The following is a 26599-nucleotide window of genomic DNA, read 5'->3' on the forward strand; positions in this document are numbered from 1 at the left end:
CCGAAGGGGCGGCTCTTTTTGTTTAAGCCGAGGGCGGCTTAGTGCTCTACGCCACCGCTGGTGATGGCTTGCTTGACTTCAGCGATGGCCTGGGTGACATGGATCTCACGCGGGCAGGCCTCAGTGCAGTTGAAGGCGGTGCGGCAGCGGAAGGCGCCGCCGTGGTCGGCCAGGATCTCGAGGCGCTTATTGGCGGCCTGGTCACGGCTGTCAAAAATGAAGCGGTGGGCATTGACCATGGCGGCCGGGCCGACGTACTGGTCATCGGCCCAGAAGACCGGGCAGGAGGTGGTGCAGGCGGCGCACAGGATGCACTTGGTGGTGTCATCGAAGCGCTCGCGCTGCTCTGGCGATTGCAGACGTTCCTTGCCATCAGCGGGCACGTCTTCATTGACCAGGAAAGGCATGATCGATTTGTAGCTATCGAAGAACGGCTCCATATCGACGATCATGTCTTTGAGCACCGGCAAGCCGAGGATCGGCTCGATGGTGATCTCGGTGCCAACATCTTTCACTAGCGCTTTGCAGGCCAGCATGTTGCGGCCATTGATGCGCATGGCGTCAGAGCCACACACGCCGTGGGCGCAAGAGCGGCGGAAGGACACCGTGCCATCGATGTTGCCCTTGATCTCTTCGAGCAGGTCGAGCACGCGGTCGGTAGGCTCGGCCTCAATGTTGTAGGTGTCAAAGCTGGGTACGTTGCGGCCCGCTTCGGGGTTGTAGCGATAGATCTTCAAATAGACAAACATAGCGCTCCCGTTCTAGTAGACGCGTTCTTTCGGCTCGTATTTGGTGATGGTGACCGGCTTGTACTCCAGGCGCACCTGGTCGCCATCCATCCAGGCCATGGTGTGCTTCAGCCATTCGGCGTCATTGCGTTTGGGGAAATCTTCGCGGGCATGGGCGCCACGACTTTCGGGGCGGGCATGGGCGGAGACGGCGGTGGCCAGGGCTACGTCCAGTAGGCAACCCAGTTCCCAGGCGTTGAGTAGATCCGTATTGAAGCGCTTGCCGTGATCGTCGATGCTGATGTGCTTGTAACGCTCACGCAGCTCACGCATCTTTTCGATGGCGCTGGCCATGCCGTCAGCGGTGCGGAACACGCCGACATCATCCATCATTTTGGTCTTCATTTCTTCGCCAACGTGCACGATCTTTTCGCTGCCACTGTTGCTCAGAATGCGATCGAGCTGGGCGCGGGTGAAATCGGTGGGGTTGGCTTCCAGGGGCTTGTAGTCTGCGCCCTTGGCGTACTCGGCGGCCTTCTTGCCGGCTTCCTTACCGAAGACGACGAGGTCGAGCAGGGAGTTGGTGCCGAGGCGGTTGGCGCCGTGCACGGAGACGCAGGCCACTTCGCCGGCGGCGAAGAGGCCGGGCACGATGGTGCCCTTGGTGTCGCTGAGCGCCTGGGCGTGCACATTGGTGGGGATGCCGCCCATGGCGTAGTGCGCCGTGGGCTGGATGGGCATGGGCTCTTTGATCGGGTCAATGCCCAGGTAGGTGCGGCAGAAATCGACAATATCCGGCACCTTGGAGAGCAATTGTTCACCGGTGACACGGTAGGGCGTGCCATCGGGCAGCTTGCGGCCATCGAGCTCGGCGTATTTATTGACGGTCTCGGGGCGCATATCCAGATGAACGTAGCGATCGCCGTTGATGCCCTTGCCGTCGCGAATTTCCAGATAGATCGAACGGCTAACAACATCTCGCGAGGCAAGGTCTTTCACCGTGGGGGCATAGCGCTCCATGAAGCGTTCGCCGCTGCCGTTGACCAGTACGCCACCCTCGCCGCGCACACCCTCGGTGATGAGGATGCCGAGCTTGAGGATGCCGGTGGGATGGAACTGGAAGAATTCCAGGTCCTGGGCGGGCAGGCCGCGGCGCAGGGTGATGGCTACACCGTCACCGGTGTAGGCGTAAGCGTTGGAGGTGAGCTCCCAGATGCGTCCGTGGCCGCCGGTAGCGAAGACGATCGATTTGGCGTGGAAGACGTGCAGCTCGCCAGTGGCCAGTTCAACGGCGACGACGCCGTTGGCTACGCCATCCTTCATGAGGAGGTCGAGCACATGGTACTCATCGTAGAAGTGCACCTTGTTCTTGATGCAGTTCTGGTACAGCGTTTGCAAGATCATATGGCCGGTGCGGTCGGCGGCGTAGCACGAGCGCAGCACAGGCTGCTTGGTTTCGTTGTTGGTGTGGCCACCGAAGCGGCGCTGGGCAATTTTGCCGTCTGGCGTGCGCGAGAAGGGCAAGCCCATGTGCTCCAGCTCGTAGACAACTTCAGGCGCCTGGGCGCACATATAGTCAATCGCATCCTGGTCACCCAGGTAGTCACTGCCTTTGACGGTATCGAAGCTGTGCCACTCCACCTTGTCAGGCTCGAGGTTGCCGAGGGCGGCGCCAATGCCGCCTTGGGCGGCGCCGGTGTGCGAGCGGGTGGGATAGAGCTTGCTCAGCACAGCGGTATCGACGCTGCGTGAGGCGTAGAGCGCGGCCATCAGGCCGGCGCCGCCAGCGCCTACGATAATGACTTCATGTTGGTGAGTTTGCGTCATAACTTATTGAACCAATTCCGGGCGGGCGCCCATTGCCAATGCGGTGGCACCGATCACAGTGACCACCAGCCAGAAGAGGAGCATCAGAATGCTGAGCACGCGGCGGGTGCTGTCTTTATGCACCAGATCGAACATCACCTGGCGCAAGCCGTACATGCCGTGGGCGAAGGCAAAGCCCAGCAGCAGGAAGTTGTAGGTGACCCAGCCGGCATCGGCCAGGCGCACGGCCACATAATCGATATCGATGGCGTGCACGCCGACGATGACATCCTGGAGGTAGACGTGGAACCAGGCCAGCGGGATGAGCAGAATGCCGCTGTAGCGCATGAAGCGCCAGGCTTTGGTTTCGAAGGTGGTTTTGACTTTGCTTGCCATGGCTACTTTCCGATCGGCAGCATTGCCAGCAGGTCAATGCCGAAGTTGTGGTGCAGCAGGTTGTAGAACATTACGGTGGCACCGGGCAGCCACAGCAGGATGGCGACGATCAGGGTGAGGCGCACCGCTTTGCGCTGCTTCTCGATGGCCCAGCGCTTGGGCATCCACATGTCGGTGACGGCAATGCGCAGGCCATTGACGCCGTGATAGATGATGGCGAAGAGCAGGCCGATCTCACCCAGCATGAAGGGCGTGGCGCGGTAGAGCTCGATGGCGTGTTGGTAGAGCGAGGGGAAGAAGTAAACGGTAGCGGTATCCAGGATGTGGATGGTAAGGAAGAGCAGGACGCCCAACCCGGTGAGACGGTGCAGGAGGAATGCATAGTGTCCCTCACGCCCCATGTAGGTTGCGTATCCTTTTACGGTGTTTTTTAGCGGTGTGCTAGGGGCAGCCACGTACAACTCCTTTGAAAATCAATCTCCGCGGATGTTAAAAGGCATTATAGCACTGGCTTGGGTCTGTGCTGTTTTGCACGAATGCGGTTGTGTTTATTCATCTGATGAAAAGTGCGTGTGGCGCGGGCCAGATTGAAAATTTGCGCAGCGTGGAAGATGTGGCTGCGAGGATCCTTCGCTGGTGCGGGTTCGGCGGTCGGGTGTAGGTGTATGCACCCGCTCAGGATGACACGGGTGCGTGGGCGCGGTTTGTGCGCGTGGGGTGTGGGCGCGGCGAAGATCTTGAAATTTACGCAGCATGGAAGATAGGGCTGTAAGGATCCTTCGCTGTGTGGGCTCGGCGGTCGGGTGTAGGTGTATGCACCCGCTTAGGATGACACGAGGCGCGTTGCTTGGGTTTGTGCGCGTGGATGAGCGCGGGCGAGATTGAAAATGAGCGCAGCGTGGAAGAAAGGGCTGCGATGATCCTTCGCTGGTGTGGGTTCGGCGGACAGGTGTAGGTAGATGTACCCGCTCAGGATGACACGAGGGGATGGGTTAGGCGGTTAGGTGTAAGTGGTGCCCCGCTCAGGATGACACGGGGCGCGGGCTCGGTGTTGGGTGCGGGTATATGTACCCGCTCAGGATGACACGTGAGGTGCGCGCTGTTGCTCAGGATGATACGCGACGGTGTAGATTTAAAAAAAAAGAACGGGCGAATTTTCGCCCGTTCTTTTTAGGTGCTACTGATTACATCTTTGCGATGACGGCATCGCCGAAGGCGGAGGTGCTGAGCTTAGTAGCGCCTTCCATCAGGCGGTGAAAGTCATAGGTGACGGTTTTGGCTTCGATAGCGCCTTCAATGCCGGCGATGACTTTGTCGGCAGCTTCACCCCAACCCATATAGCGCAGCATCATCTCGCCGGAGAGGATCACCGAGCCGGGGTTGACCATATCCTTATCGGCATACTTGGGGGCGGTGCCGTGGGTGGCCTCGAAGACGGCGTGCCCGGTGTCGTAGTTGATGTTGCCACCGGGGGCGATGCCGATGCCGCCCACCTGGGCGGCCAGGGCGTCGGAGAGATAGTCGCCGTTCAGGTTCATGGTGGCGAGTACGTCAAATTCCGTGGCGCGGGTAATGGTTTGCTGGAAGACGATGTCTGCGATCACGTCTTTGATGAGCAGCTTGCCGGCCTTGAGCGCGGCGGCCTGCTCTTCGTTGGCGGCGTCTTCACCCTTGGCGGCCTTGGTCTGCTCCCAGGTTTGCCAGGTATAGACCTGATCACCGAACTCACGCTCAGCTAGGTCATAGCCCCAGTTGCGGAAGGCGCCCTCGGTGTACTTCATGATGTTGCCCTTGTGCACCAGGGTGAGGTTGCGGCGCTGGTTATCGATGGCCCAGCGGATGGCGGCGCGCACCAGGCGTTCGGTGCCCTCAACAGAAACGGGCTTGATGCCGATGCCGGCACTATCGGGGAAGCGGATCTTGGCATATTCCTTGGGGAAGCTGTCTTTGAGCAGTGATTTGAACTTGGCGTTCTCTTCGGTGCCGTTCTCGAACTCAATGCCGGTATAGATGTCTTCGGTGTTCTCGCGGAAGACGACCATATCGACGTCTTGCGGGCGTTTGACTGGCGAAGGTACGCCCTCGAACCAGCGCACCGGGCGCTGGCAGACGTAGAGATCGAGCTCTTTGCGCAGGGCTACATTGAGTGAGCGCATACCGCCGCCGATCGGCGTGGTGAGCGGGCCCTTGATGCCCACCAGAAATTCCTTGAAGGCTTGCAAGGTTTCTTCCGGCAGCCAGCTTTGGAACTGGGTGAAGGCTTTCTCGCCGGCGTAGACTTCCATCCAGTGCAGCTTGCGCGCCCCGCCATAGGCTTTCTCGACGGCGGCATCCAGCACGCGCACACTGGCGCGCCAGATATCGCGGCCCGTGCCGTCCCCTTCAATGAAGGGAATGATCGGGTTGTTCGGCACATTGAGAACGCCGTTCTTGATGGAAATCTTGGCTCCGCCCTCAGGAACCTGGATGATGCTGTAGGTCATGCACGCGCTCCGTAGAAGTTAAGGGATTTTTGAGGATTATACATTGGCCCTCTGGAGGCTTTGCAGCGAAAACAAGAATCGCTATAATACAAATTCATTGCAGTTGGCCCGCGACCTGTTTCGGGTCGCCGTTTTCCCCGCCGGGTATGCCCGGACCAAAAGCCTGCTTACGAAGTTTATTTAGTTACCGCAAGTGTTCCTAAAGGAGGAAGCGCTAGTGGCACCTACGTCTGTTCCTGTTAACCGCCAGCAACAAATTGAGGAACCTTGGCACCAACTCGGCCACACGCAAGTGGCTGAGCGCCTGGGTACCTCGCGCGAGCAAGGCCTCAGCTCGGCCGAAGCCAAGGCTCGTTTAGAGAAGTACGGCCCGAACCGGCTGGAAGAAGCACCCCCCAAGAAATTCATCACGCTCTTGTGGGAGCAATTGAATAATTTTGTCGTCTATCTGCTATTTGCCGCGGTGATCATCTCGGCAGTATTGGGTGAATGGGTGGAAGCCGCGGCGGTGATGGCGATCGTGGTGCTCAATGCTGGCTTCGGCATTGTGCAGGAGCGCCGCGCCGAGCAGGCACTGGCGGCGCTGCGCCAATTGGCTTCGCCAGAGGCGCATGTGCTGCGCGATGGACGCCGCATCGACATCCCTTCGTATGAAGTGGTGCCAGGAGACGTAGTGTTCCTGGAGGCGGGCAACTACATTCCGGCGGATGTGCGCCTGGTGGAAGCGATCAACCTGCGCGTTGAGGAAGCGGCGCTCACTGGTGAATCGGTGCCGGTGGAGAAGACCGCTGGCCGTCTGGAAAAGACCGACGTGGGTCTGGGTGACCGCATCAACACCACTTTTTTGGGCACGCTGGTGTCTTACGGCCGCGGCAGCGGTATCGTAGTGAACACCGGTATGCGCACCCAGGTGGGCCTGATCGCCGAAATGCTGCAATCGGTGCAGCATGAGCAGACCCCGCTGCAGCGCCGTTTGGAAGAACTGGGCCGCTGGCTGGGTTGGGCGGCGCTGATCATCTGTGGTGTGGTCTTCGTGGTGGGCTTGTTGCGCGGCCAGGAAGCGCTGCATATGTTTGAAGTGGCGGTGACGCTGGCGATTGCTGCGGTGCCGGAAGGTTTGCCGGCGGTGGTAACCATTAGCCTGGCGCTGGGCATGCGCGAGATGATCAAGCGTAATGCGCTCATTCGCCGCCTGTCTTCGGTGGAGACGCTGGGTTCGGCTACCGTGATCGGCTCGGACAAGACCGGCACGCTGACCCAGAACGCGATGACCGTGACCAGCGTGTGGGTAGACGGCCGCCGCGTCGAAGTATCCGGCACCGGCTACCAGCCTCAAGGCGAATTCACGCTGGACGGCACCTCATTTGATCTAAGCAAGAACCATGGCGTGTTCAGCGCCTTATGGCTGGGCGCGTTGAATAACGATGCCATCCTGGAATCTGGCGAAGGCGGCACCCGCGTAGTGGGTGACCCGACCGAGGCGGCGATGCTGGTGGCGGCGGCTAAGGCCGACGCAGCCTATGGCGAGCTGGCCACGAGCTATCCGCGCGTGCAGGAAATTCCGTTTGATTCGGACCGCAAGCGTATGACCACGATTCACCAGGTGGCTGACCCGCTGTCTGCGGACCTTTCGCCCTTCCATGAGGGCCATGAGCATAAGGGCTGGCATGTGGTGGCGGTCAAAGGCGCGCCGGATGTGGTGCTGGAGCTGTGCAAGCAATACCAGACGATTGACGACGCGGTAGCGCCGCTGAATGACAGCATGCGCACACGTATTCTTGAGGCCAATGACCAAATGGCGCAAGATGCGCTGCGCGTGATCGCGGTGGCCTACCGGATCAGCAAGGATGTGCCTACCACGCTGACCGCGGAGCATGTGGAGCAAGACCTGGTGTTTGTGGGCTTGCTGGGCATGATCGACCCACCGCGCCCGGAAGTGAAGGACGCGCTGGCCAAAGCGCGCAGCGCCGGTATTCGCACGGTGATGATCACCGGCGATTACCCGCAAACGGCACGTGCCATCGCCATGCAGATTGGCCTGGTGGGCGAAAGCAACAATCAGGTGATTGCTGGCGCTGAGCTCAATGAAATGAGCGACGAGCAGTTGCAAGAGGCGATCAAGACGACGAGCGTCTTTGCTCGCGTATCACCGGAGCACAAAGTGCGTATCGTGCGTGCGCTGCGCGCCAATGGCAACATCGTGGCGATGACTGGTGACGGCGTGAACGATGCGCCGGCACTCAAGCAGGCCGATATTGGTGTGGCGATGGGCATCACCGGCACGGATGTGGCTAAGGAAACCGCCGACATGGTGCTGACCGATGACAACTACTCCAGCATTGTGTCTGCCGTGGAGCAAGGCCGCGTGATCTACAGCAACATCCGCAAGTTTGTGTTCTTCCTGCTGTCGTGCAACACGGCGGAGATCATGATCATCTTCATGGCGATCATGATGGGCTTGCCTTCGCCGCTGGCGCCGATCCAGCTACTGTGGCTGAACCTGCTGACTGACGGCGCCCCGGCGCTGGCGCTGGGCACCGAAAAGGGTGACCCGGACATCATGAAGCTGCCGCCGCGCCGCAAGGATGAGCCCATCATTGATGGCGAGATGCGCCTGGGGATCGGTATTCAGACCGTGGTCAAGACCGCGGTCACGCTGACGGCCTATATCCTCGGCCTGCAAATGTTCCCGGTTGCCGGGGGCGGCGAGAATCTCACCGCCTCGACGATGGCGTTCATGACACTGGGCTTGTGTGAGCTGGTGCGTGCTTATACGGCGCGTTCTGAGCACTACTCCATGTTTTATGGGGGCTTGTTCTCCAACAAAAACATGAATGTAGCTGTGCTCATCTCCACCGTGCTGCTGCTGATCGTGGTGTTCTTCCCGCCCCTGCAGGGTGTGTTCGACACCACATCGCTGACCTGGCTGCAGTGGGAGATTGTGCTGCCACTGGCCCTGCTGCCGGCAGTAGCGGCTGAGATCACCAAGTGGTTCATCCGCCGTGGGCTGGAGCGCAAGACGGCTGCTGCGGCTGCTTAATCTAATACTCTAGAGCTAGAGTATTAGAAGAGTTGCTAGCTATACAAAAAGCCCGCCATTTTGGCGGGCTTTTTTATTGAGTGAGCGGAGTTAGCTGCCTTGAGCGGCGCGCTTGGCGAGGGACTGCCCCAGGAACATCACACCGATGCCGAAGATCGGGTGCAGCGCCTTGGCGATGGCTGGCAGGCTGTCCGAGCGGATGTAGCCCTGGGCGGCCAGCATGACCAGCGCCAGCACGGTGAGCCCAATAACACGGCCACCCAGTTTGCCCAGCAGGGCCAGGATCAGCATGGCCGCCAGCATCAGCGTCATCAGGTAGCCGCTGTAGGCGTGCAATTTACTCGGGATGGCGCCGAAATAGGCCGCGCCGATGAGGATGATCTGCACGAAACCCCAGTAGAAAACCCCTTTGCCTAGACCAATAAATACTTTGCGTAGATCCATTCTGTCTCCTTCAAAAGAACGTTAGGTAGCCGCCGCCATTGCTGGTTGCAGAGCCAACTCATCGAGCAACGTCATGAAATCCACGGCGTGGTGGCTATTGAGCAGCCTCGCGCGTTGCGCTTCGCTCAGCCCGTAGGGGCTGATGTAGCGGGCGGCGTGCTTGCGAAACAAGACCAAGCCTAGCTCGGCCCCGTAGAAGCTTTGCATCGCTTGCATGTGGGCCAGCACCATGTGGCGCACCTGGGCGGCGGAGACCTCTGCACGGTCGAGCCCGGCAAAGATCCATGGGTTGCCGATGGCGCCGCGGCCGATCATTACCGCATCGCAGCCGGTGTGCTCGCGCATGCGGCCGATATCGGCCACCTGGCGCACATCGCCGTTGCCGAAGACTGGGATGCTGACGGCGGCCTTCACCTCGGCGATGGCGTCCCAATTGGCGTTGCCGCGGTAGGCCTGCGCTTTGGTGCGGCCGTGCACGGCGATGGCGGCACCGCCGTTATCTTCGATGATCTTGGCAATCTCGGTATGGTTCAGGCTGTCTTCGTCCCAGCCGATGCGGATCTTGCCGGTGATGGGAATCTGCAGCGCGCGGCTCAATGAACGGAAAATGTGAGCGATCTTGGCGGGCTGGCGCAGCAGGCCGGCGCCGGCGCCGCGGCCGGAGACGCAGCGCACGGAACAGCCCATGTTGATGTCGATGGTGTCCGGGGAATAGGCCTGCAGCTGGATGGCGGCTTGCAGCAAGCGCTCGGGCTCGTCGTCGAAGAGCTGGAAGGCGACCGGGCGCTCGGCTTCAAGGAAGGCGAGGCGTTGGTGCAAATGCGGATGGCCGTTGAGCACATCCTGGGCGTTGACGAATTCTGTGTAGCTAATTGCCGAGCCGAGCTGGCGCGCCAGCGAGCGGAACGGCTGGTCGGAGAAGCCGTCCATCGGCGAGAGGATCACGCGGCCGTAGATCGGGATCAGGCCGATGTGAAAGGCGGGCTCAGACATGGAATTATTCTAGCCTATGAGGAGAAATCATCCACAGATGAACACAGATGCCAGAAGCGATACACCTGATAAAGACAAATCACCACATAGCTACCCACACCACAGATGAAATACAGTTGCCTAATTCAACCGCAGATAAACGCGGATGAACACAGATGAAAGTCAAAAAAACTGTGTTCATCTGTGGACTACTCCTCTTCGCTTATACTTTTCAGTAGCAAAGGAAACTGACAATGACCAAGAGCTTTGATCAAAAATTAGCCGATTACGCTGATCTGATCATGCACGTGGGCCTGAACTTACAAAAGGGTCAGCGCCTGGCGATCAGTGGCAAGAACTTGTTCCGCGGCGCGCCGCTCTCCAGTGCGCCCTTAGTGCGCAAGATCGTGGAAAGCGCCTACAAGGCCGGGGCGCGCTTTGTTGATATCTTCTGGGATGATGACCAGAGCCAGTTGGTGCGCTTTGCGCATGCCCCGCGCGATAGCTTCGAGGAGTTCCCCACTTGGCGTACGCGTGCCTTGCATGAATACGCCGCCAATGGCGATGCGATCGTTTCGATCTATGGCGAAGACCCCAACCTGTTCAACGGGCAAGATGCGCAGTTGGTGACCCAGGCGCAGCGCACGATGGAACGCCACATGCAATCCCAAATGGAATTGCTGATGAAGAACGCGTACAACTGGCTGCTGGTCAGTGTGCCGCACCCCAATTGGGCGGCTAAAGTCTTCCCTGAGTTGCCGGAAGAGCAGCGCATGGCGGCGATGTGGGAGCAGATCTTTGCCTTGTGCCGCATCGACCGCGAGGATCCGGTAGCTGCCTGGCAGGCGCACATCACGCAACTGCAGGCCGCGGCCAAGTACCTGAATGACAAGCAATACGATGCACTGCATTACTCCGCCCCGGGCACTGATTTCACCGCCGGGCTGCCCGCTGGCCACTTGTGGAACAGCGCCCAATCACAGACGCTGGGTGGCATCACCTTCACGCCCAACCTGCCCACCGAGGAGATCTTTACCCTGGGGGACCGCAACCGTGCCGAGGGCACGCTAAAGGCGGCCATGCCACTGAGCTATGGCGGGCGGCTGATCGAAGATTTCCACATGGTCTTCAAAGATGGGCGCGTGGTGGAAGCCAAGGCGGCCAGCAACGATGCCGCCTTGCAAGACATGCTCAATTCGGATGATGGCGCCCGCCGCGTGGGCGAGATCGCGCTGGTGCCGCACAGCTCGCCGATTGCCCAGTCAGGCCGCCTGTTCTACAACACCTTGTATGACGAAAACGCCGCCAGCCACATTGCGGTGGGGCGCGCCTATCGCTTCACGCTGAAGGGTGGTGAAACGATGAGCGAGGAAGACTTTGCCGCGGCCGGTGGCAACAATAGCAGCGTGCACGTCGATTTCATGATCGGCTCGGCCGAGATGGACATTGACGGCATTCACAAAGACGGCACGCGTGAGCCGTTGATGCGTAAAGGCGAGTGGGCCTACAAGAACTAGCCTCGTAAAAGGCCCGCACCTCATGGTGCGGGCCTTTTTTTATTGGCAGGCTTGACAACCTGCGTGGCCGTGCCCCGCCGGGTTATGCTTGGCTGGGAACACAACCCGTGAGCGGCAGGAGGATGCGATGCAAGCTTTCACAGTGATGGGGAGCTGCAGTATGGCTGCCTGGCCTTGCCGACCGGTGGCCGCGGCCCTGGCCTGTTGTTGCTGCACGCCTGGTGGGGACTGACGGACCTATTCAAGCGGATGGCGGATGAGTTGGCCGCGGCGGGCTTCGTGGTGTTTGCCCCCGATTTCTTCGGCGGGGCTCAAACCGACCAGATCGCCGTGGCCGAGCAGCAGGTGCAGGCGGCTGAAGCGGACTTGGTCGCAAGGCAGGCGCTGGCCAGCGCCGCACTCGCCTATTTGCAGGCACACCCGGCGCGCCGCGCCGGCAAGCTGGCCGCGCTGGGCTTTTCGTTCGGGGCGGCCTATGCACTCGTGCTGGATGAAGCGCACCCCGATGCGTTTGACAAGGTGGTGCTGTATTACGGCATGGCCGGGGCCGAGCTAGGCCAGAGCCAGGCGCGCTACTTAGCCCATTTTGCCGAAAATGACCCCTACGAATCCACACAAGCCGCCCGCGCTATGCAGGCGCCCAACCTGACCGTACATATCTACCCGGGCAGCGGCCATTGGTTTGCCGAGGCCAACCGGCCGGATGCGTATGTGCCCGCGGCGGCCGAGCTGGCCTGGCAGCGCACCCTGGCGTTTTTGCAGGGTTAATACATACAGCCGGGCAGCCTGGGCTGCCTTCTGCTAAGATTGAGCCTTGAGGAGAAGAACCGATGCAACAAGTGCTTTCTGAACGATTACTGCCGCGCAGCCGCTCGACCTGGCTGGCGGAAGCATTGCTGATCATGCTGGCGGCGTTGTTCATTGCCGCCTTGGCCCAGTTGCGTATTCCGCTGCAGCCAGTGCCGATCACCGGCCAGACCCTGGCGGTGTTGCTGGTAGGCATGGCGCTTGGGGCGCGCCGCGGCGCACTGGCCGTGGTGGCCTACTTGGCCATGAGCGTGGCGGGGCTTCCGTTCTTCACCGGAGCGCAAAGCGGCCTGGCGTACATGAGCGGGAGCACCGGTGGCTACCTGGTGGGTTTTGTGCCGGCCGCGGCGCTGGTGGGCTGGTTGGCGGAGCACGGCTGGGACCGCACGCTGGGCAAGACCTTGCTGGCGATGTTGCTGGGCAACCTGGTGATCTACGCCTTGGGCGTTAGCTGGCTGGCTGTCTTGCTGGGCGGCTTTTTGGGCCCCAAAGGTTCGCTGGCTTTGGGCTTGGTGCCCTTCCTGTTGGGCGATGTACTCAAGGCGCTGGTGGCCGCGTTGCTGTTGCCCACCGCCTGGATGCTGATCAACGAACAACACGCCCTCAGGCGCTAAGCATAAACAAAATAAAAAACGCCTCCGCAATTTGCGGAGGCGTTTTTGTTTCACCTCAAGCCACTAGGCCATGCCAGCGGCACGTTGTTTTTGTTGGCGGTGATACTCGGTCCAACTGATCAGCTTGTGGGTTTGCTCATCCCACAGGTGCAGAAAAATGGTTTTGAAGCTGCTCCAAAAAGTGATCGTAACCACCTGATGGAAGATCTCATTTTCGTAATGAGCGCGTTCGAGGTTGTAGTTCGGGATCTTGGGGGAAAGATGGTGTACGTGATGGAAGCCGATGTTGCCGCTGAACCACTGGGCCACCTTATTCATTTTGAAGAATGAGGCACCGCGTAGCGCCGCCTCGGTGTAATCCCACTGTTCGTGCCAGCGCCAGTAGGTATCTTCGAACTGGTGCTGCACATAGAACAGGAACACCCCGATCGAAGAGCCAAACACCATAATAGGTAGCCAGATCAGGACAGTTTCCTTGAAGCCGATCCAAGCACTTAGGCCGGCCAGGATCAGGGCCAGGGCGATGTTGGTGTAGCGCACGCTGCGCCGCTCGCGCAGATCGGCATCTTTGCTGAGCACGAAGCGGTGCAACACCACGAAGAGCAAGGTGGGGCCAACGATGAACTTCACCAGTGGGTTGCGGTAGATGCGATAGGTCAGCTTGCGGTGCCAGGGCAGCGCGGCGTATTCGTCTACAGTCATCGTGTAGATATCGCCGATACCGCGAAAATCCAGATCGCCTGAGGTGGCGTGGTGCTTGGCATGCGTGCGGCGCCAGTGATGGTAGGGCGTCATCGAGATCAAACCCAGCATGCCGCCCACCAGATCGTTGAGTTTGGTGGATTTGAAGAACGAGTTGTGCCCGCAATCGTGCTGGATGATGAACAAGCGCATCATGAACAGCGCGTTGAGGAAGGCTAGTGCCAGCGTGAGAAGATAATTGACGCGCAGGCTGTAATACATCAGCACCCAGATCACCAGATAAGGCACCAGGCTATTGATCAACTGCCAAACGCTCTTTTTGTGATCAGGCACCTGATAGGGCTTGATCGCATCGATCCAGGCAGGTTTGGTTTTTGGTTTTGTAGTCTGCATACAACTCCTGTCAGTGATGGTGTTTGCCACGGCGATGGGCTCGCTGTGGCACTACTTAACGTGTATCGACCGGCATGCTCAGCAAGGCGAGCAGTGTCGCCAGGCCGGCGGGATAGTAGAACAAGCCGATGCTCATGCTGGCCAGGATGGTGAGCACAATCGCGGTCGCGGCACTCAACACCGCTGCGCCGCGCCACCCGCGGCGATACAGCACTGCAGGCGCAGCGTAGAGGCCGGCGAAGATAAGCAGGATGGCGATGCCCCACCAGCCTTGCGTCTCAAACCAGCTTGGCTGGCGCACACTGAGCACACCGTCTTGCACGCTGACCTGCGTGCCCGTGGCAGTGAACAAGATGGCCAGGCTGGCTAGAGCTGCCAGGCCTGCGGCCAGCGCCAGCAAGCCGCGCGGCGCACGTGCGAGCAGTGATGACATGCTGCCATTCTACAACATGCCAGCATAAGTAATACCAGGATGGCGCGCAGCGTCAAACCTGTATGCACAATCCACGTAGTGTCCGTGAAATCATTGCGCCGACGATGGTGATCGAGGGCGCCGGGGTGCGCTTGCGCCGTTCATTTGCGCCGGCGCGCCAAAATCGCTTCGATCCCTTCCTGCTCTTTGACCACTTTGCCTTCAATGACCCGGTAGAAGGACCAATTGTAGGTTTCCCCCAGCACCCGCACCGCGGCATTGAAACTGTTACCTACATGCTGGCGGGCAATGTGCGCCATCGTGACAGTATTGGCAACGTGGGCGTGATCGGCCCGGGCGATCTGCAATGGATGACCAGTGGCCGTGGCATCTTGCACGAGGAGCTGCCAACGCGCAGCGCCAATGGTGAGGTGAACGGCTTTCAACTGTGGGTGAACTTGCCCGCGGCGCAGAAAATGGCCGCCCCGCGCTATCAGGAAGTAAGTAGTGCGCAGGTGCCGATCGTTGAGCAGGCCGGCGCCAAGGTGCGCCTGATGGCGGGCGAATTTGCTGGGCAGCGCGGCCCGATTGGTGATATTGCTATCCAGCCCTTGTACCTGGATATTACTTTGGCGCCTGATGCGCTGATCGAGGTGCCGGTCTCGGCTGGCTTGGCGGCGTATGCCTACCTATTTGAGGGCGCTGGCCAAGTGAAAGCTGAGCCTGTTTCAGCGTTGAGTATGCTCGTGCTCAGCGATGGGGATGGGCTGCGTGTGCAGGCCGCAGCCGATGGACTGCGCTTCCTGCTGATGGCCGGCCAGCCGATCGCTGAGCCGGTGGTGCCCTATGGGCCGTTTGTAATGAACACGGAGGCGGAGATTCGCCAGGTGTTCGAGGATATCCGTAGCGGAAACTTTGCCCAGCCCTGGTGAGCTAGGCTAAGGCCAGATAGGCGAGCAAAAGAAAGCCAGCCGTGAGCAGCAGCCGGCGGGCCTGCGCTGGCCATACACTGGCCTGTGGATGGTTGCGGCGCTGGTTCATAGCGGTTAGAACGTGCATGCTGAGCAGGCCCGCGGCTAGCACGGCCAAGGCCCAGGGCGAGCGTGACCAGACCAGGTAACTGGCCACCAGTAGGATCAGCCCAGCCAACATCAGCGCGTTGGCCGCCGCGGTGGAGAGTTTCTGGCGCCGCCATTGCTGCGGGCCAGCTAACAAGGCCAGTAGCCCGTACAGGGCGATGAACGGGGCTACGATGAAGCGCACAAGGTCCATAGTGAGGATTTTACGGTACTTTTTGCGTGCAACACCCGCGGCACTTTGTCGTTAGTTAACACACTACTCTCGTAATTACAGGAGGTTTGATATGAAGGTTACGAACAGACTCGGTTTCTTGCTTTTGGGTATTTGGCTGATCTTGACCGGCTTGGCGGCCTTTGGCGTTGCCTTGCCTGCCATGGTGGGTAGCGTGCTGGCCTTGGTTGCCGGCATTCTGATCTTGCTCGGGCGCTAGGCGTCCACTCCTCTCTCCGGCCGCCCACTTTCTGTGGGCGGCCTTTTTTTTTTACCCAGCCGCCTTTTTCACGAGCGCCATATCCAATGCTTCGCGTAAGCTACGCGCTTCATGCACCTCGATGCCTGCGGGGAGCGGCTCACTTTTGCGTAAGCGGCGTGGGATCACTGCAGACTTAAAGCCTAACGCGGCGGCTTCTTTGAGGCGCGCCGGGCTGTGCGGCACCGTGCGCAGCTCGCCGCTCAGGCCCACCTCGCCGATCAGCACGGCATCGGCGCGCAGCGGCTTATCCCAAGCCGAGCTGGCGATGGCCGCCGCCAGAGCCAGATCGGCGGCCGGCTCACCGATGCGCAGGCCACCGACGACATTGACGAAGACGTCTTGCTCGGCCAAGGGCAGGCCGAGGCGCCGGGTGAGTACCGCGGTGATGAGCAATAAGCGATTGCTGTCTACGCCGTTGCCCGAGCGCCGCGGGTTGCCAAAGGCGCTGGGGCTGGTGAGGCCTTGCACCTCGACGAGCAGCGGGCGGGTGCCCTCCATGGTGACGGCGATGGCTGAGCCGGCGGCGTTGACCACGCGTTCAGCCAGAAAGGCTTCCGAAGGATTGGGCACTTCTTGCATGCCATGGCCCACCATTTCAAACACGCCGACTTCGGCCGTGGCGCCGAAACGATTCTTGACCGCGCGTAGCAGGCGGAAGGATTGAAAGCGATCGCCTTCTAGATATAGCACGGTGTCTACCATGTGCTCGAGCAAGCGCGGCCCGGCGATCACCCCTTCTTTTGTGACGTGGCCGATGAGGAAGACCGCCAGGCCGCTACTTTTGGCCAACTGGCGAAAACGGTCGCTACATTCGCGTAGTTGTGTGACCGAGCCGGCAGAAGAATCAATTTGCGGGTCATACACGGTTTGGATCGAATCGATGATCAGCAAGCGCGGTTTGATCTGCTCTACATGGTGGAGAATGGCGTCAAGGTTGGTTTCGGTGACCAGAAATAGAGAATCGATTAATCGATTAATCGATTGGTCAGCGAATAATCGATCCGCCCTCATTTTGATCTGCGATGGCGACTCTTCGCCGGAGACATACAGCACACGATCGTGGGCCGCCATCTGCATGGCAGTTTGCAGCAGCAAGGTGGATTTGCCAATGCCCGGATCGCCACCGATGAGTACCAGCGAGCCGGGCACAATGCCGCCGCCGAGCACGCGGGCAAACTCGCCGATCGAGAGCGGCATGCGTTCGCTCTCGGCGCCGCCCTCAATTTGCGCCAGGGGCTTGGGGGCGGCTACTGTGGCGCCATTGCTGCTGGCGGCGCGGCGGGCCGGCTCGTCGGCCACTAGCTCTTCGACGTAGGTGTTCCATTCCCCGCATTGCGGGCAGCGACCGAGCGCTTTGGCGGCGGCGCGGCCGCAGCTTTGGCAGACGAAGCGAGTGTGGATTTTAGCCATGCGTAAGCATCTCCCAGCCCTTCAGGTCGCCCCAGCCGGCGTCAAATTCGCGGTCAAGCTCGGCCTCGTTGAGGGGTAAGCAAGGCTCGAGCAGCTCACGGGCAGCGGCCTCGTCGTGCCCGAGCAAACGTTCAAAAGGGGTCATGGGGTTAAGTCTACTACAATTAGAACATTTGCACTAAAAACGAGTATTGACAAACGTAGTTAATTAGTGTATTTAACATATATGTTAATTAATATAGGTGTTAATTATGACTGATGCACTAAGCCTCACCTTCTCAGCGTTGGCGGACCCGACCCGCCGGGCTATTTTGGACCGCCTCTCGGAAGGGCGGGCCAGCGTTTCTGAGCTGGCGGCCCCGTTCAAGATCAGCCTGCCGGCGGTGTCTCGCCATCTCAAGGTGCTGGAGCGAGCCGGCTTGATCGCCCGCGGACGGGACGCGCAGTGGCGCCCGGCCCAGCTGCAGGCCGAGCCGCTCAAGGATGTCTCCGTGTGGCTGGAGCGCTACCGCCACAACTGGGAAGAAAGCTACGAGCGCCTGGACGAGTATCTAAGCGAGGTGCAGAAAAAGAATGCACAAAACAAGGAGAGAGACAATGACTGAGCAACGCAAGTTTAAGATCAGCTTCCCCACCGAATTGGAATTGGTGATGGAGCGCGAGTTTGATGCGCCGCGCGAGCTGGTGTTCAATGCCCACCTGGACGCGGAGATCATTCCGCTGTGGTGGGGGCCGCGCCAATACAAGACGCGGGTAGAAGCGCTGGACGCCCGCCCAGGCGGCAAATGGCGCTTTATTCAGCAGGGCGAAGACGGCAACGAGATCGCCTTCTTTGGCGAATACCGCCTGATTTCGCCGCCCGACAAGTTCATCAACACCTTCGGTTTCGACGGCATGCCGGGCGAGCAGGGCGAAGAGGAGTACAACTTCATCGACCTCGGCAATGGGCGCACACTGCTGCGCACCTACTCCAAGTTCAAGAGCAAGGAAGAGTTGGAGGCGGTGCTGGCCAGCGGCATGGAATTGGGCGCCAACGAAACCTATGACCGGTTGGATGAGTATCTGGCTGCCAAGAAAGCCCAACAAAAAAGGAGAGCCAACTTGGCTCTCCTTTTTTTGTTTTCAGCTCTGCGCCTTCAACAACAACGCAGCGAGATCGTGCGCCTGTGCCCGGATCTCAGGCATAGCCGTGCTTTCCCACAGCACACCTTTGAGGGCGGTGCCCAGCGTGTAGAGACGCGGCCCCAGGGTGCCATCCGGTGCGACCTCAAGACCCTGGGCCAATGCATCCGTCTGGATGCATTGGCGGGCGAGCAGGTTTTGCACCAGCCGGCTGGGCAGACGCGTGTAGTTGCTCTCTGAACCCATGCAATTAATGATGGCGTCCACTTGCAGGTTGTGTGCCTGGCCGCGGCTGCGGTACGAAACGCTGAGTTCGCTGCCAGCCATGTCAATGGCAGTGACGCGGCCGTGCAGACTGTGCAGCTGGCCGCTAGCGTGCATAGCGTCGAGCGCGGCGGCGCATTCTGGCGGCATGCGATGGCGAGAAACATCCCACAAGCGCCGCAAATGACGCATGAAACGCTGTTTTTCGGCGAGGGGCAACTGTTGCCATAAGGATTGGGTGCTGGGGCGCAGCGCATCGATCACCGCACGCCAATTGCTGCCCTGGGCTTCTGCCTGGCGCAGGTGCTGGCGCACTACGCGCAGCATCTCGGCCACGCGAGCCTTACCAGCCAGCTCGGCACTGAAATCAGGATAGCTGGCGCTGGCGGCGTGCGCGGCCGGCCACCAGCCGTGGGTGGAGATGGCGTAAAGCGCGCCTTGATGCTGTTGGGCGTGCAGGCTGAGCAGCGTATCCACTGCGGTGAGCCCCATGCCCAGCACCAGCACACGGTCCGTGGGCTTTAGATGACTGGCAAGGTCTGCCTGCCAGGGGTTGGCGAAGTATCCGGGGGCCGCGGCCGCTGCGGCGCTCAGGAAGCGTGGTTGCGGTGGCAACGCGTTGCCGAAGGCGAGTACAACGGCGTCGCTGGCGAGGACACGGCCAGAGGCCAGGGTGACAAATGCTTTGTGGGGGATTGCCTCGTGCGCAGGCAAGCCTGCGCCTCGCAAAGACGGAGCCTGCTGTGTAGCCGCCTTAACTTGCTCAACTTCGATATCGATGGCTTCGTCGTGAATAAGCTCAATAGCCTCGGCGTGCGCGGCGATGGCCTCATCCAACTGGGCGCGCAAATACTCAGCATAGATCTTGCGCGGTACAAAATCACCAGGCAGGTAGGCAAAGCCGTTGTGTTGTAGCCATTCGTAGAAGTGGCCGGGCTGCTCAGGATAGGCGCCCATTTTGTTGGCGGGCACGTTCAGGCGATGGGCCGCGCTGAGGGTGCCATAAGCAACCCCGCGGCCCATGGTGCCATTTTGCTCAACCAGATGGATGTGGACACGCTGGGTAGCCTGGCGCAGGAGCTGGGTTGCCAGCAGGGTGCCACTGGCGCCGCCGCCGATGATAGTGAAGGTATGCGTCATGGGCTTAAATAAAAACAAGAGATATGAAATTATCTCTTGTTTTGTACTTTGCTTCGAGCCAGTTAGTTGGCGGCTAGCGCTTCAGCCGGTGGCGCAGGCGGCAGGGTTTTCTTTTTGCGTGTTGCCTTTGGCTTGGCTTTCTTCAAGACGATCTCAGGCTGCTCTTCGCCAACTTCCACATCGATCAGGATGGCATCGCCTTCCTTGAAGTCGCCGGCCAGCAGGGCATCCGAGAGCGGGTCTTCGATCTTGCTTTGCAAGACACGCTTGAGTGGGCGCGCACCGTACTCGCGGTCGTAGCCCAGGTCAGCGAACAGCTCCAGAGCGGCCTCGCTGGGCTGCAGGGTGAGCTGATTTTCCTTGAGGCGTTCGGCGATCTTCTCGATCTCCAGGGTGACGATGGAGCGCAGGTTCTCTTTGTTGAGCGCACGGAAGATGATCACCGAATCGACGCGGTTGATGAACTCCGGGCGGAAGACGCGCTTGAGCGCATCGGTAAGCTTCTTGCGCATATCCTTATAGGCCAGCTTCTCTTCCAACTCGTCATTGGTGCGCAGGTTGAAACCGATCTCGCCCTTGTGCATGATCATATCGGCGCCCACGTTGGAGGTCATGATGATCAGCGCATTGCGGAAATCGACTTTGTGGCCGCGGGCATCGGTCAGGTGGCCTTCTTCCATGATCTGCAGCAGCATGTTGTGCGCTTCGGGGTGGGCCTTCTCGATCTCGTCGAACACCACGATGGAGTACGGGCGGCGGCGGATGGCCTCGGTGAGCTGGCCGGCATCTTCATAGCCGACGTAGCCCGGAGGGGCACCGACCAGGCGCGCCACCGAGTGACGCTCCATAAACTCAGACATGTCGAGCTGGATCAGTGCTTCTTCGCTGCCAAAAAGCAGTTTGGCCAGCGCCTTGGTCAGCTCGGTCTTGCCGACGCCGGTGGGGCCGAGGAAAATGAAGGAGCCGATGGGGCGATCCGGGTCTTTCAAGCCGGCGCGTGAGCGGCGCACGGCTTTAGAGATGGCGTCGATCGCCTCCTCCTGGCCCACGATGGCTTTGTGCAGGTCTTCTTCCATATGCAGCAGGCGCGCCGATTCTTCTTCGGCGATCTGCATGACCGGAATACCAGTCCACATGGCGATCAATTCAGCAATATCGTCTACGGAGACGATCGGGCTGGTGTCACGATCCCAGGTGGTGCGGAAGGCTTCCAGCTTGGCTTCCAGCTCGGTTTCCTGCTGCTGCAAGGTTTCGCCCTCTTCCTGGTTGCCCTGTTCTTCGGCTTCCAGGCGCTTGCGGCGCAGGCCCTTAAGTTGGTCAGTGACGGCTTTGGCTTCCTTGGCGGCCGGGCTCTTGTACATGCGCACGCGCGAGGCCGACTCATCGATCAGATCGATGGCCTTGTCGGGCAGGAAGCGTTCGGTGACATAGCGTGAAGACAGGCGTGCGGCGGCATCCAGCGCTTCGTCAGAGATGCGCAGGCGGTGATGCTCCTCGTAGGCTGGGCGCACGCCGCGCAGGATGTCGATGGTTTCTTCGACGGAAGGCTCGTCGACGATCACGGGTTGGAAACGGCGCTCAAGGGCGGAGTCGCTCTCAATGTGCTTGCGGTACTCATCGAGCGTAGTGGCGCCGATCACCTGCAGCTCGCCACGCGAAAGGGCGGGCTTGAGGATGTTGGCGGCGTCTACCGAGGAGCCTGCCGCGCCGGCGCCCACGAGCATGTGGGCTTCGTCAATGAACAGGATCGCTTCAGAGGCCTTGAGCTCGTCGATTACCTTCTTGAGGCGCTCTTCAAACTGGCCGCGATACATGGTACCGGCCACCAGAGAACCGACATCCAGTTGCAACACGCGCTTGCCCAGCAATGGGGCAGGCACATCGCCATCAATGATACGTTGGGCCAGGCCCTCAACGATGGCGGTCTTGCCGACACCGGGTTCACCGATGAGGGCCGGGTTGTTCTTGTTGCGGCGTGCCAGGATCTGGATCACGCGCTCAATTTCCTGTTGGCGCCCGATGACGGGGTCAAGCTTCTCTTCTTCGGCCTGGGTGGTAAGGTCCACCGCCAACTGATCGATCATCGGGGTCTTGGCGCTGCGCGGCTCGCGGCGCGGGCGGCGCTCGCCCTGGGGAGGGGTGGCCGGGCGGCGCGGGGCGCTGCTCTCTTGCAGCACGCGGCGCGTCTGGCGGCGAATCTGCTCCGGGGTGACGCCTAGCTTGCGCAGCACGTTGAGGGCGATGCCCTCGCCATAGCGCACCAGGCCGAGCAGCAAGTGCTCGGTGCTGACGTAGTGGTTGCCCAGGCGGCGGGCTTCTTCGAAGGCATACTCCAGCACTTGTTGGGTGCCGGGGGAGAGGTCAATCTTTTCGCCTTCGTGTTGGCCGGCGCCGGTCATGCGCTCTACGATCTCTTCCACGCGGGGCGCTTCGAGGCCGAGATCACGCAGCACGCGGGCGGCCACGCCACCTTCTTCCTTGATCAGCCCCAGGAGCAGGTGCTCTGTGCCGATGTAATTGTGGCGCATGCGCTCTGCTTCCTGGTGAGCCAGGCTCAGTACGCGGCGCGCACGTTGGGTAAGGCGTTCCATTCCTGCCACGATAGTCTTCCTTTGATTGCGGCTAAAATGCCGCAACTTTGGGGATTCTACCAAATTCAACTTTGGATAGTGCCGGTGCAGGAATGTTGAGACAAAGTTAATACATGCCGCCCGGTTATGTGTGCTGGCGATGCAAGGCGTAAATTGGCTCGCCGAGTTTGGCGCCGAAGGCCGCCAGGGTTTTGATGTCGCCGCCGCTGAAGCCGCGGCCCTGCTTGCGTTTACCCAGGCGCAGCACACCCAGCAGCTCTGGCCCCTTGCGGCGGCCAAGGTAGATGGGCACGGTGAGCACAAAGGGTTTGCCGTTCTCGGTGAGGATGCCTTTTTTGTGCTCCAGCAGCTCTTGCTCGGCTTTGCTGGGCACAAAGTTCTTCAATTCGCTCTTTTTTAGGCCGCGTAGCGCCACGGGCTTGTAGCTTTGGCCAGCCAATAGATAGATGGCGGATTGCTCGTGCCCGTAGATGGCTTCCAAATGCTCCAGGGTGGATGCGAGCACTTTGGGCAGCTTGACCCAGCTCCACAGATTGGCATCCAGCTCGATCAGACCCTGCGAAAGATCGATGTTTTCGGGGAACAAGCGGCGGTTGATGGCACCCTCGACGCGGGTGCGCAAGGGGGTGAACAGGCTGGCGACGACAATCGCCGCCACCGCCGCGGCTGCCTGCTGCATATCTTCGCCGAAAGCGGCTTTGGCCAACTGCGAGAGCAGCGCGGCCGTGCCAGCGAACAAGGCGGCCAGCAGCGTGGTAAGGGCACCATAGACCAGTGAGCGGTTGATGACAACATCTACATCCCACAGGCGGTAGCGCAAGATGGCGATGCCGATGGAGAGTGGGATGGCAAGGATGGAAGCGATGAATAAGAAACCTGAGACTGTGGTTTCGGAATAGTTTTGGAAAATAAAGGTAGGAATATAGACCAGCAGGAAGAATGCGCCCGCAATGAACAGCCAGCGCATCTGGGCGCGTTCCGTCGCCTGCGAATCACGATAGCGCACAAAGACAGATACCACTGAGGCCAACGCCGGGGTGATCAGGAACAGGCCCATTAAGGCAATGAATATGCCGGTGGCTTCAATGGGTAAAAAACCGATGGGGTTGCTTACGGTGATGCTGCTGGTCTGGTCTTCAAAGAAGGTTGAAAAGGTGGCGGCGAACAAGAATACCAGGAAGCCGATGCCGAGCGAGATCAGCCCCCAACGCCACTTCTTGGAGATCAGCCGCCCAGTGGGGAACAGGAAGAAGATCAAAATGATCGAGCCGATCAAGATCCACCAAGACCAGCTGTTGAACCACAGGTAAAAATACACGGCAAAGTTGACTTGGCCGGCTTGCACCGCGGGCTTGATGAAGAAGTTGAGGATGCTGGAGATGGTGAGCATGATCGGCATCAGCATCAGCAGCCACCCGATAGTATGGCGGCGGTTGTTGCTGATGATCAGGGCGCTGACGATGGCGAACACCGTGCCCACCGAGGTCCAGCCCAGCTCTGAGATGAACTGGCTTGTGCCCGCGAACGAATCCTTCTGCAGCACCACAATGGCATAGTTGTGGATCGTGGCCAGGAGGATGAAGACCCATACAAGTACGGGCCAGTGGGATTTTTTGTGCTTCTTTTCCATCGATTACTCCCTGATACAGCAAGGTATAAAAAAAGAGCGTGCAAACACACGCTCTTTTTGAAAATCAAGTTTGCTGCTCTACTCGTCGCTCTCGTCAAGCTCGGCCATCGCCGCGGCATAGTCCATATCACTGAACTGGGCCGAGTCGACCTTGCTGAGCGAGAGACCGATGCGGCGTTTGTCGGGCTCGATCTTGATGATGCGCACCACCAGCTTGTCGCCTTCGTGCACGGCTTCTTTGGGGTGCTCCACATGGCCTTCGCCAAGCTCGGAGATGTGGATCAGGCCTTCTACGTGCTCATCCAAGCGGGCAAAGGCGCCGAACTTGACCAGGCGCGTGACGGTACCTTCGACCAACTGGCCGACGTGGTACTTGGTGATCTGCTCTTCCCACGGATCGCGCTGCAACTGGCGCATGGAGAGGCCGATACGCTTGCGATCCTGGTCAATGCTGATGACCTTGACCTCAACTTCGTCGCCCACTTTGAGCAACTTGCTGGGGTGGTCTACGCGCTCCCAAGAGAGCTCGGAGAGGTGCACGAGGCCATCGGCGCCGTTGATGTTGACGAAGGCACCGAAATCCGCCAGGCTGGTGACGTGGCCCTTGCGGGTCTCGCCAATGGCAATCTCGCCCAGCAGGCGTTCTTTCATGGCTTCGCGGGTTTCCTGGTTGGCGGCGCGCTCGCTCAGGATCAGGCGGCGGCGCTCACGGTCCACTTCGATCACGCGGGCACTCAGCGGCTCGCCCTTCATTTCTTCCCAGCGCAGCTCGGGCGTATCACCCTTGTAGCGCAGGCGGCGTGACTGGCTGATCTGCGAAGCGGGCACGAAGCCGCGTAGGCGGCCGACGCGCACGATCAGGCCACCCTTGTTGAAGCCGTCAATGGCGCCGGTATAGGTTTCCTTGGATTTCATCAACTCTTCGGCCATGCCCCAATCATCATCTTCTTTGGAGCGCGTGTAGGAGAGCTGCATCATGCCGCCAGTCATATCCGTGTTGACGACGTAGACCTGGATCTCCTGGCCGACCTGAATTTGTTCTCGCTCTTCGGGAGTCATCGCTTCGACTTCGCGAGACGAGATAATGCCTTCAGACTTGGCGCCAATGCTCACCAGAATTTCGTTGTTGGCTGTGCTGGCTACGATCCCGGCGCGCATTTCGCCCGGGCGAGGCAGCTCCAGATTCAATTCACTCTGATTGAGCAGTTCTTCCATGGTCAAGCCGGTAGGCTGCGCCTCAGCGCCGGCTTGCTCCCCCGAATGGGAGAGTTCGTTTTGATTCATATACGTGTGGTTACTCCAGAGGTTAAGGTGCCCTCATTATAACGCCAAAAATCAGCCGTATTCATTAGGGCTCTGCAAGGTGCGCTGCGAAAAAAGCCCTTGTGATAGACTAGCCGCTCACCTCGATCTCAAAGGATTTTTCTGCCCATGCCCCGCGCTGCCTTCCCTTTTACTGCCATCGTCGGCCAAGAGCGCATGAAACGCGCCCTCATTTTGAACGCCGTGGATCAACGCATCGGCGGGGTGCTGATCCGCGGCGAGCGTGGCACGGCCAAATCTACCGCCTCGCGGGCGATGGCGGCGCTGCTGCCGGAGATCGAAGTATTTGCCGAATCGCCGTTCAATGATGACCCACAGGCCCCGGACACCTGGTCAGACTGGGTGCGTGAGCGCCAAGCCGCCGGCCAACCGCTGACGGTGACGCGCCGCAAGGTAGGGTTTGTGGATCTGCCGGTCAGCGCCACCGAAGACCGCGTGGTAGGCACGCTGGATATTGAAAAGGCGATCCAAAAAGGCGAGCGCCATTTTGAGCCGGGCGTGCTGGCCGCCGCCAACCGCGGCCTACTGTACATCGATGAAGTTAACTTGCTCGACGATCATGTCGTCGATCTGCTGCTCGACTCGGCTGCGATGGGCGTCAACATCGTCGAGCGCGAAGGGATTTCGTTTTCGCACCCGGCACGTTTTATCTTGATCGGCACGATGAACCCTGAGGAAGGCGACCTGCGCCCGCAACTGCTCGATCGCTTTGCCTTCTCGGTAGATATTGGCAGCATTCGTGAGGCACGCCAGCGCGTACAAATCATGGAACGCAATCTCAAATTCGAGCTCGACTCCGAGGCGTTCGCCCGCGAATGGGCACCCAAAGAACAAGAGCTGGCCGAGCAGATCCTGGCGGCACGCCAGTTGGTCGATTCGGTGGCCTATACTTCGCGTGACCTCGTGTCGATTGCGTCGCTGACCGCTTCGCTGCAGGTGGACGGCCATCGCGCCGATCTGGTGATCCTGAAGGCAGCGCGTGCCCAGGCCGCCTTTGATGCGCGCCGCGCCGTGACCCCGCTGGATATTGCCATTGCCGCTGAGCTGGCGCTGCCGCACCGCATCAAGCACGGGCCCTTCCACCAATCTGAGATCACGGTGACTGAGCTGCAAGAGAAGATCAATGAGATGCAGCAATCGGGCGAAGCGGATGGCGAAGGCGAAACCCAAGACGAACCCGCGGATAGCCAAAAAGACCCCGTAAAAAAAAAGAGCTAGATAACAACCAGCAACCCAGCGAAGCGGAGCCGCAG

General features: G+C 59.9%; 24 protein-coding genes. 8 read left to right on the plus strand and 16 right to left on the minus strand.

Annotated elements, in window-relative coordinates:
- Nucleotides 1–38 precede the first annotated feature (38 nt).
- From KF821_06570 to icd, 5 genes are all read right to left on the minus strand, one after another.
- Nucleotides 39–749: a succinate dehydrogenase iron-sulfur subunit gene (locus KF821_06570; GenBank protein MBX3005476.1), complete on the minus strand. Its 711-nt coding sequence runs from the start codon at nt 747–749 to the stop codon at nt 39–41.
- 12 nt (nt 750–761) lie between these two features.
- Entirely contained in the window at nt 762–2555 is a 1794-nt protein-coding gene (locus KF821_06575; GenBank protein MBX3005477.1) for a succinate dehydrogenase flavoprotein subunit, read from the minus strand.
- A 3-nt stretch (nt 2556–2558) separates the two neighbouring features.
- A complete protein-coding gene (locus KF821_06580) occupies nt 2559–2930 on the minus strand; it encodes a hypothetical protein (GenBank protein ID MBX3005478.1) in 372 nt (123 codons plus the stop codon).
- A 2-nt stretch (nt 2931–2932) separates the two neighbouring features.
- Nucleotides 2933–3331, minus strand: coding sequence for a hypothetical protein (locus KF821_06585; protein ID MBX3005479.1), 399 nt, complete (start codon nt 3329–3331; stop codon nt 2933–2935).
- Between the two features lie 783 nt (nt 3332–4114).
- Nucleotides 4115–5413, minus strand: a complete 1299-nt coding sequence (gene icd / locus KF821_06590) for an NADP-dependent isocitrate dehydrogenase (protein MBX3005480.1) — start codon at nt 5411–5413, stop codon at nt 4115–4117.
- A gap of 217 nt (nt 5414–5630) precedes the next feature.
- Here icd and KF821_06595 point away from each other — a divergent pair, with 217 nt between their 5' ends.
- Entirely contained in the window at nt 5631–8453 is a 2823-nt protein-coding gene (locus KF821_06595; GenBank protein ID MBX3005481.1) for a cation-translocating P-type ATPase, read from the plus strand.
- Nucleotides 8454–8543: 90 nt separating this feature from the next.
- Here KF821_06595 and KF821_06600 read toward each other — a convergent pair whose 3' ends face one another.
- Nucleotides 8544–8897, minus strand: a complete 354-nt coding sequence (locus tag KF821_06600; GenBank protein ID MBX3005482.1) for a hypothetical protein — start codon at nt 8895–8897, stop codon at nt 8544–8546.
- 21 nt (nt 8898–8918) lie between these two features.
- Complete coding sequence (gene dusB, locus KF821_06605) at nt 8919–9890, minus strand: tRNA dihydrouridine synthase DusB (protein ID MBX3005483.1); 972 nt, start codon at nt 9888–9890, stop codon at nt 8919–8921.
- A 233-nt stretch (nt 9891–10123) separates the two neighbouring features.
- On the opposite strand from dusB, the gene KF821_06610 reads away from it, so the two are divergent.
- The 3 genes from KF821_06610 to KF821_06620 all read left to right on the plus strand — a co-directional run bounded on the left by KF821_06610 (nt 10124) and on the right by KF821_06620 (nt 12807).
- A complete protein-coding gene (locus tag KF821_06610) occupies nt 10124–11386 on the plus strand; it encodes an aminopeptidase (protein MBX3005484.1) in 1263 nt (420 codons plus the stop codon).
- A 174-nt stretch (nt 11387–11560) separates the two neighbouring features.
- Complete coding sequence (locus tag KF821_06615; protein MBX3005485.1) at nt 11561–12154, plus strand: dienelactone hydrolase family protein; 594 nt, start codon at nt 11561–11563, stop codon at nt 12152–12154.
- Between the two features lie 62 nt (nt 12155–12216).
- On the plus strand, nt 12217–12807 hold the full coding sequence (locus tag KF821_06620; GenBank protein MBX3005486.1) for a biotin transporter BioY: 591 nt from the start codon (nt 12217–12219) through the stop codon (nt 12805–12807).
- Between the two features lie 63 nt (nt 12808–12870).
- Here KF821_06620 and KF821_06625 read toward each other — a convergent pair whose 3' ends face one another.
- Together KF821_06625 and KF821_06630 are read right to left on the minus strand one after the other, a co-directional pair.
- Complete coding sequence (locus KF821_06625; protein MBX3005487.1) at nt 12871–13902, minus strand: fatty acid desaturase; 1032 nt, start codon at nt 13900–13902, stop codon at nt 12871–12873.
- 55 nt (nt 13903–13957) lie between these two features.
- Nucleotides 13958–14335: a hypothetical protein gene (locus KF821_06630; protein MBX3005488.1), complete on the minus strand. Its 378-nt coding sequence runs from the start codon at nt 14333–14335 to the stop codon at nt 13958–13960.
- A 62-nt stretch (nt 14336–14397) separates the two neighbouring features.
- On the opposite strand from KF821_06630, the gene KF821_06635 reads away from it, so the two are divergent.
- Nucleotides 14398–15246, plus strand: a complete 849-nt coding sequence (locus tag KF821_06635) for a pirin family protein (protein MBX3005489.1) — start codon at nt 14398–14400, stop codon at nt 15244–15246.
- 1 nt (nt 15247) lies between these two features.
- Here KF821_06635 and KF821_06640 read toward each other — a convergent pair whose 3' ends face one another.
- Nucleotides 15248–15586, minus strand: a complete 339-nt coding sequence (locus KF821_06640) for a hypothetical protein (GenBank protein ID MBX3005490.1) — start codon at nt 15584–15586, stop codon at nt 15248–15250.
- Nucleotides 15587–15677: 91 nt separating this feature from the next.
- Here KF821_06640 and KF821_06645 point away from each other — a divergent pair, with 91 nt between their 5' ends.
- The gene (locus tag KF821_06645) at nt 15678–15824 is read left to right on the plus strand and encodes a hypothetical protein (GenBank protein MBX3005491.1); all 147 of its coding nucleotides are present in this window, start codon (nt 15678–15680) and stop codon (nt 15822–15824) included.
- A 51-nt stretch (nt 15825–15875) separates the two neighbouring features.
- On the opposite strand, the gene radA is transcribed toward KF821_06645, so the two are convergent.
- Nucleotides 15876–17276, minus strand: coding sequence for a DNA repair protein RadA (radA, locus tag KF821_06650; GenBank protein MBX3005492.1), 1401 nt, complete (start codon nt 17274–17276; stop codon nt 15876–15878).
- A complete protein-coding gene (locus tag KF821_06655) occupies nt 17269–17421 on the minus strand; it encodes a hypothetical protein (GenBank protein MBX3005493.1) in 153 nt (50 codons plus the stop codon). Before KF821_06655 ends, radA begins: the two co-directional genes overlap by 8 nt.
- A 106-nt stretch (nt 17422–17527) precedes the next feature.
- On the opposite strand from KF821_06655, the gene KF821_06660 reads away from it, so the two are divergent.
- Complete coding sequence (locus KF821_06660; protein MBX3005494.1) at nt 17528–17881, plus strand: winged helix-turn-helix transcriptional regulator; 354 nt, start codon at nt 17528–17530, stop codon at nt 17879–17881.
- Between the two features lie 517 nt (nt 17882–18398).
- Here KF821_06660 and KF821_06665 read toward each other — a convergent pair.
- The 4 genes from KF821_06665 to KF821_06680 form a co-directional block, all read right to left on the minus strand.
- On the minus strand, nt 18399–19802 hold the full coding sequence (locus KF821_06665; protein ID MBX3005495.1) for an FAD/NAD(P)-binding protein: 1404 nt from the start codon (nt 19800–19802) through the stop codon (nt 18399–18401).
- Between the two features lie 62 nt (nt 19803–19864).
- Nucleotides 19865–22393: an ATP-dependent Clp protease ATP-binding subunit gene (locus KF821_06670; GenBank protein MBX3005496.1), complete on the minus strand. Its 2529-nt coding sequence runs from the start codon at nt 22391–22393 to the stop codon at nt 19865–19867.
- A 124-nt stretch (nt 22394–22517) separates the two neighbouring features.
- On the minus strand, nt 22518–24023 hold the full coding sequence (locus KF821_06675) for a hypothetical protein (protein ID MBX3005497.1): 1506 nt from the start codon (nt 24021–24023) through the stop codon (nt 22518–22520).
- Between the two features lie 78 nt (nt 24024–24101).
- Nucleotides 24102–25307 carry a S1 RNA-binding domain-containing protein gene (locus KF821_06680; GenBank protein ID MBX3005498.1) on the minus strand — a complete coding sequence of 402 codons (1206 nt, stop codon included), beginning with the start codon at nt 25305–25307 and terminating at the stop codon, nt 24102–24104.
- Between the two features lie 147 nt (nt 25308–25454).
- Between KF821_06680 and KF821_06685 the strand changes: the two genes are divergently transcribed.
- The gene (locus KF821_06685) at nt 25455–26564 is read left to right on the plus strand and encodes an ATP-binding protein (protein ID MBX3005499.1); all 1110 of its coding nucleotides are present in this window, start codon (nt 25455–25457) and stop codon (nt 26562–26564) included.
- Nucleotides 26565–26599 lie beyond the last annotated feature (35 nt).

Source organism: Anaerolineales bacterium, assembly GCA_019637755.1.
Classification (GTDB): domain Bacteria; phylum Chloroflexota; class Anaerolineae; order Anaerolineales; family UBA11579; genus JAMCZK01.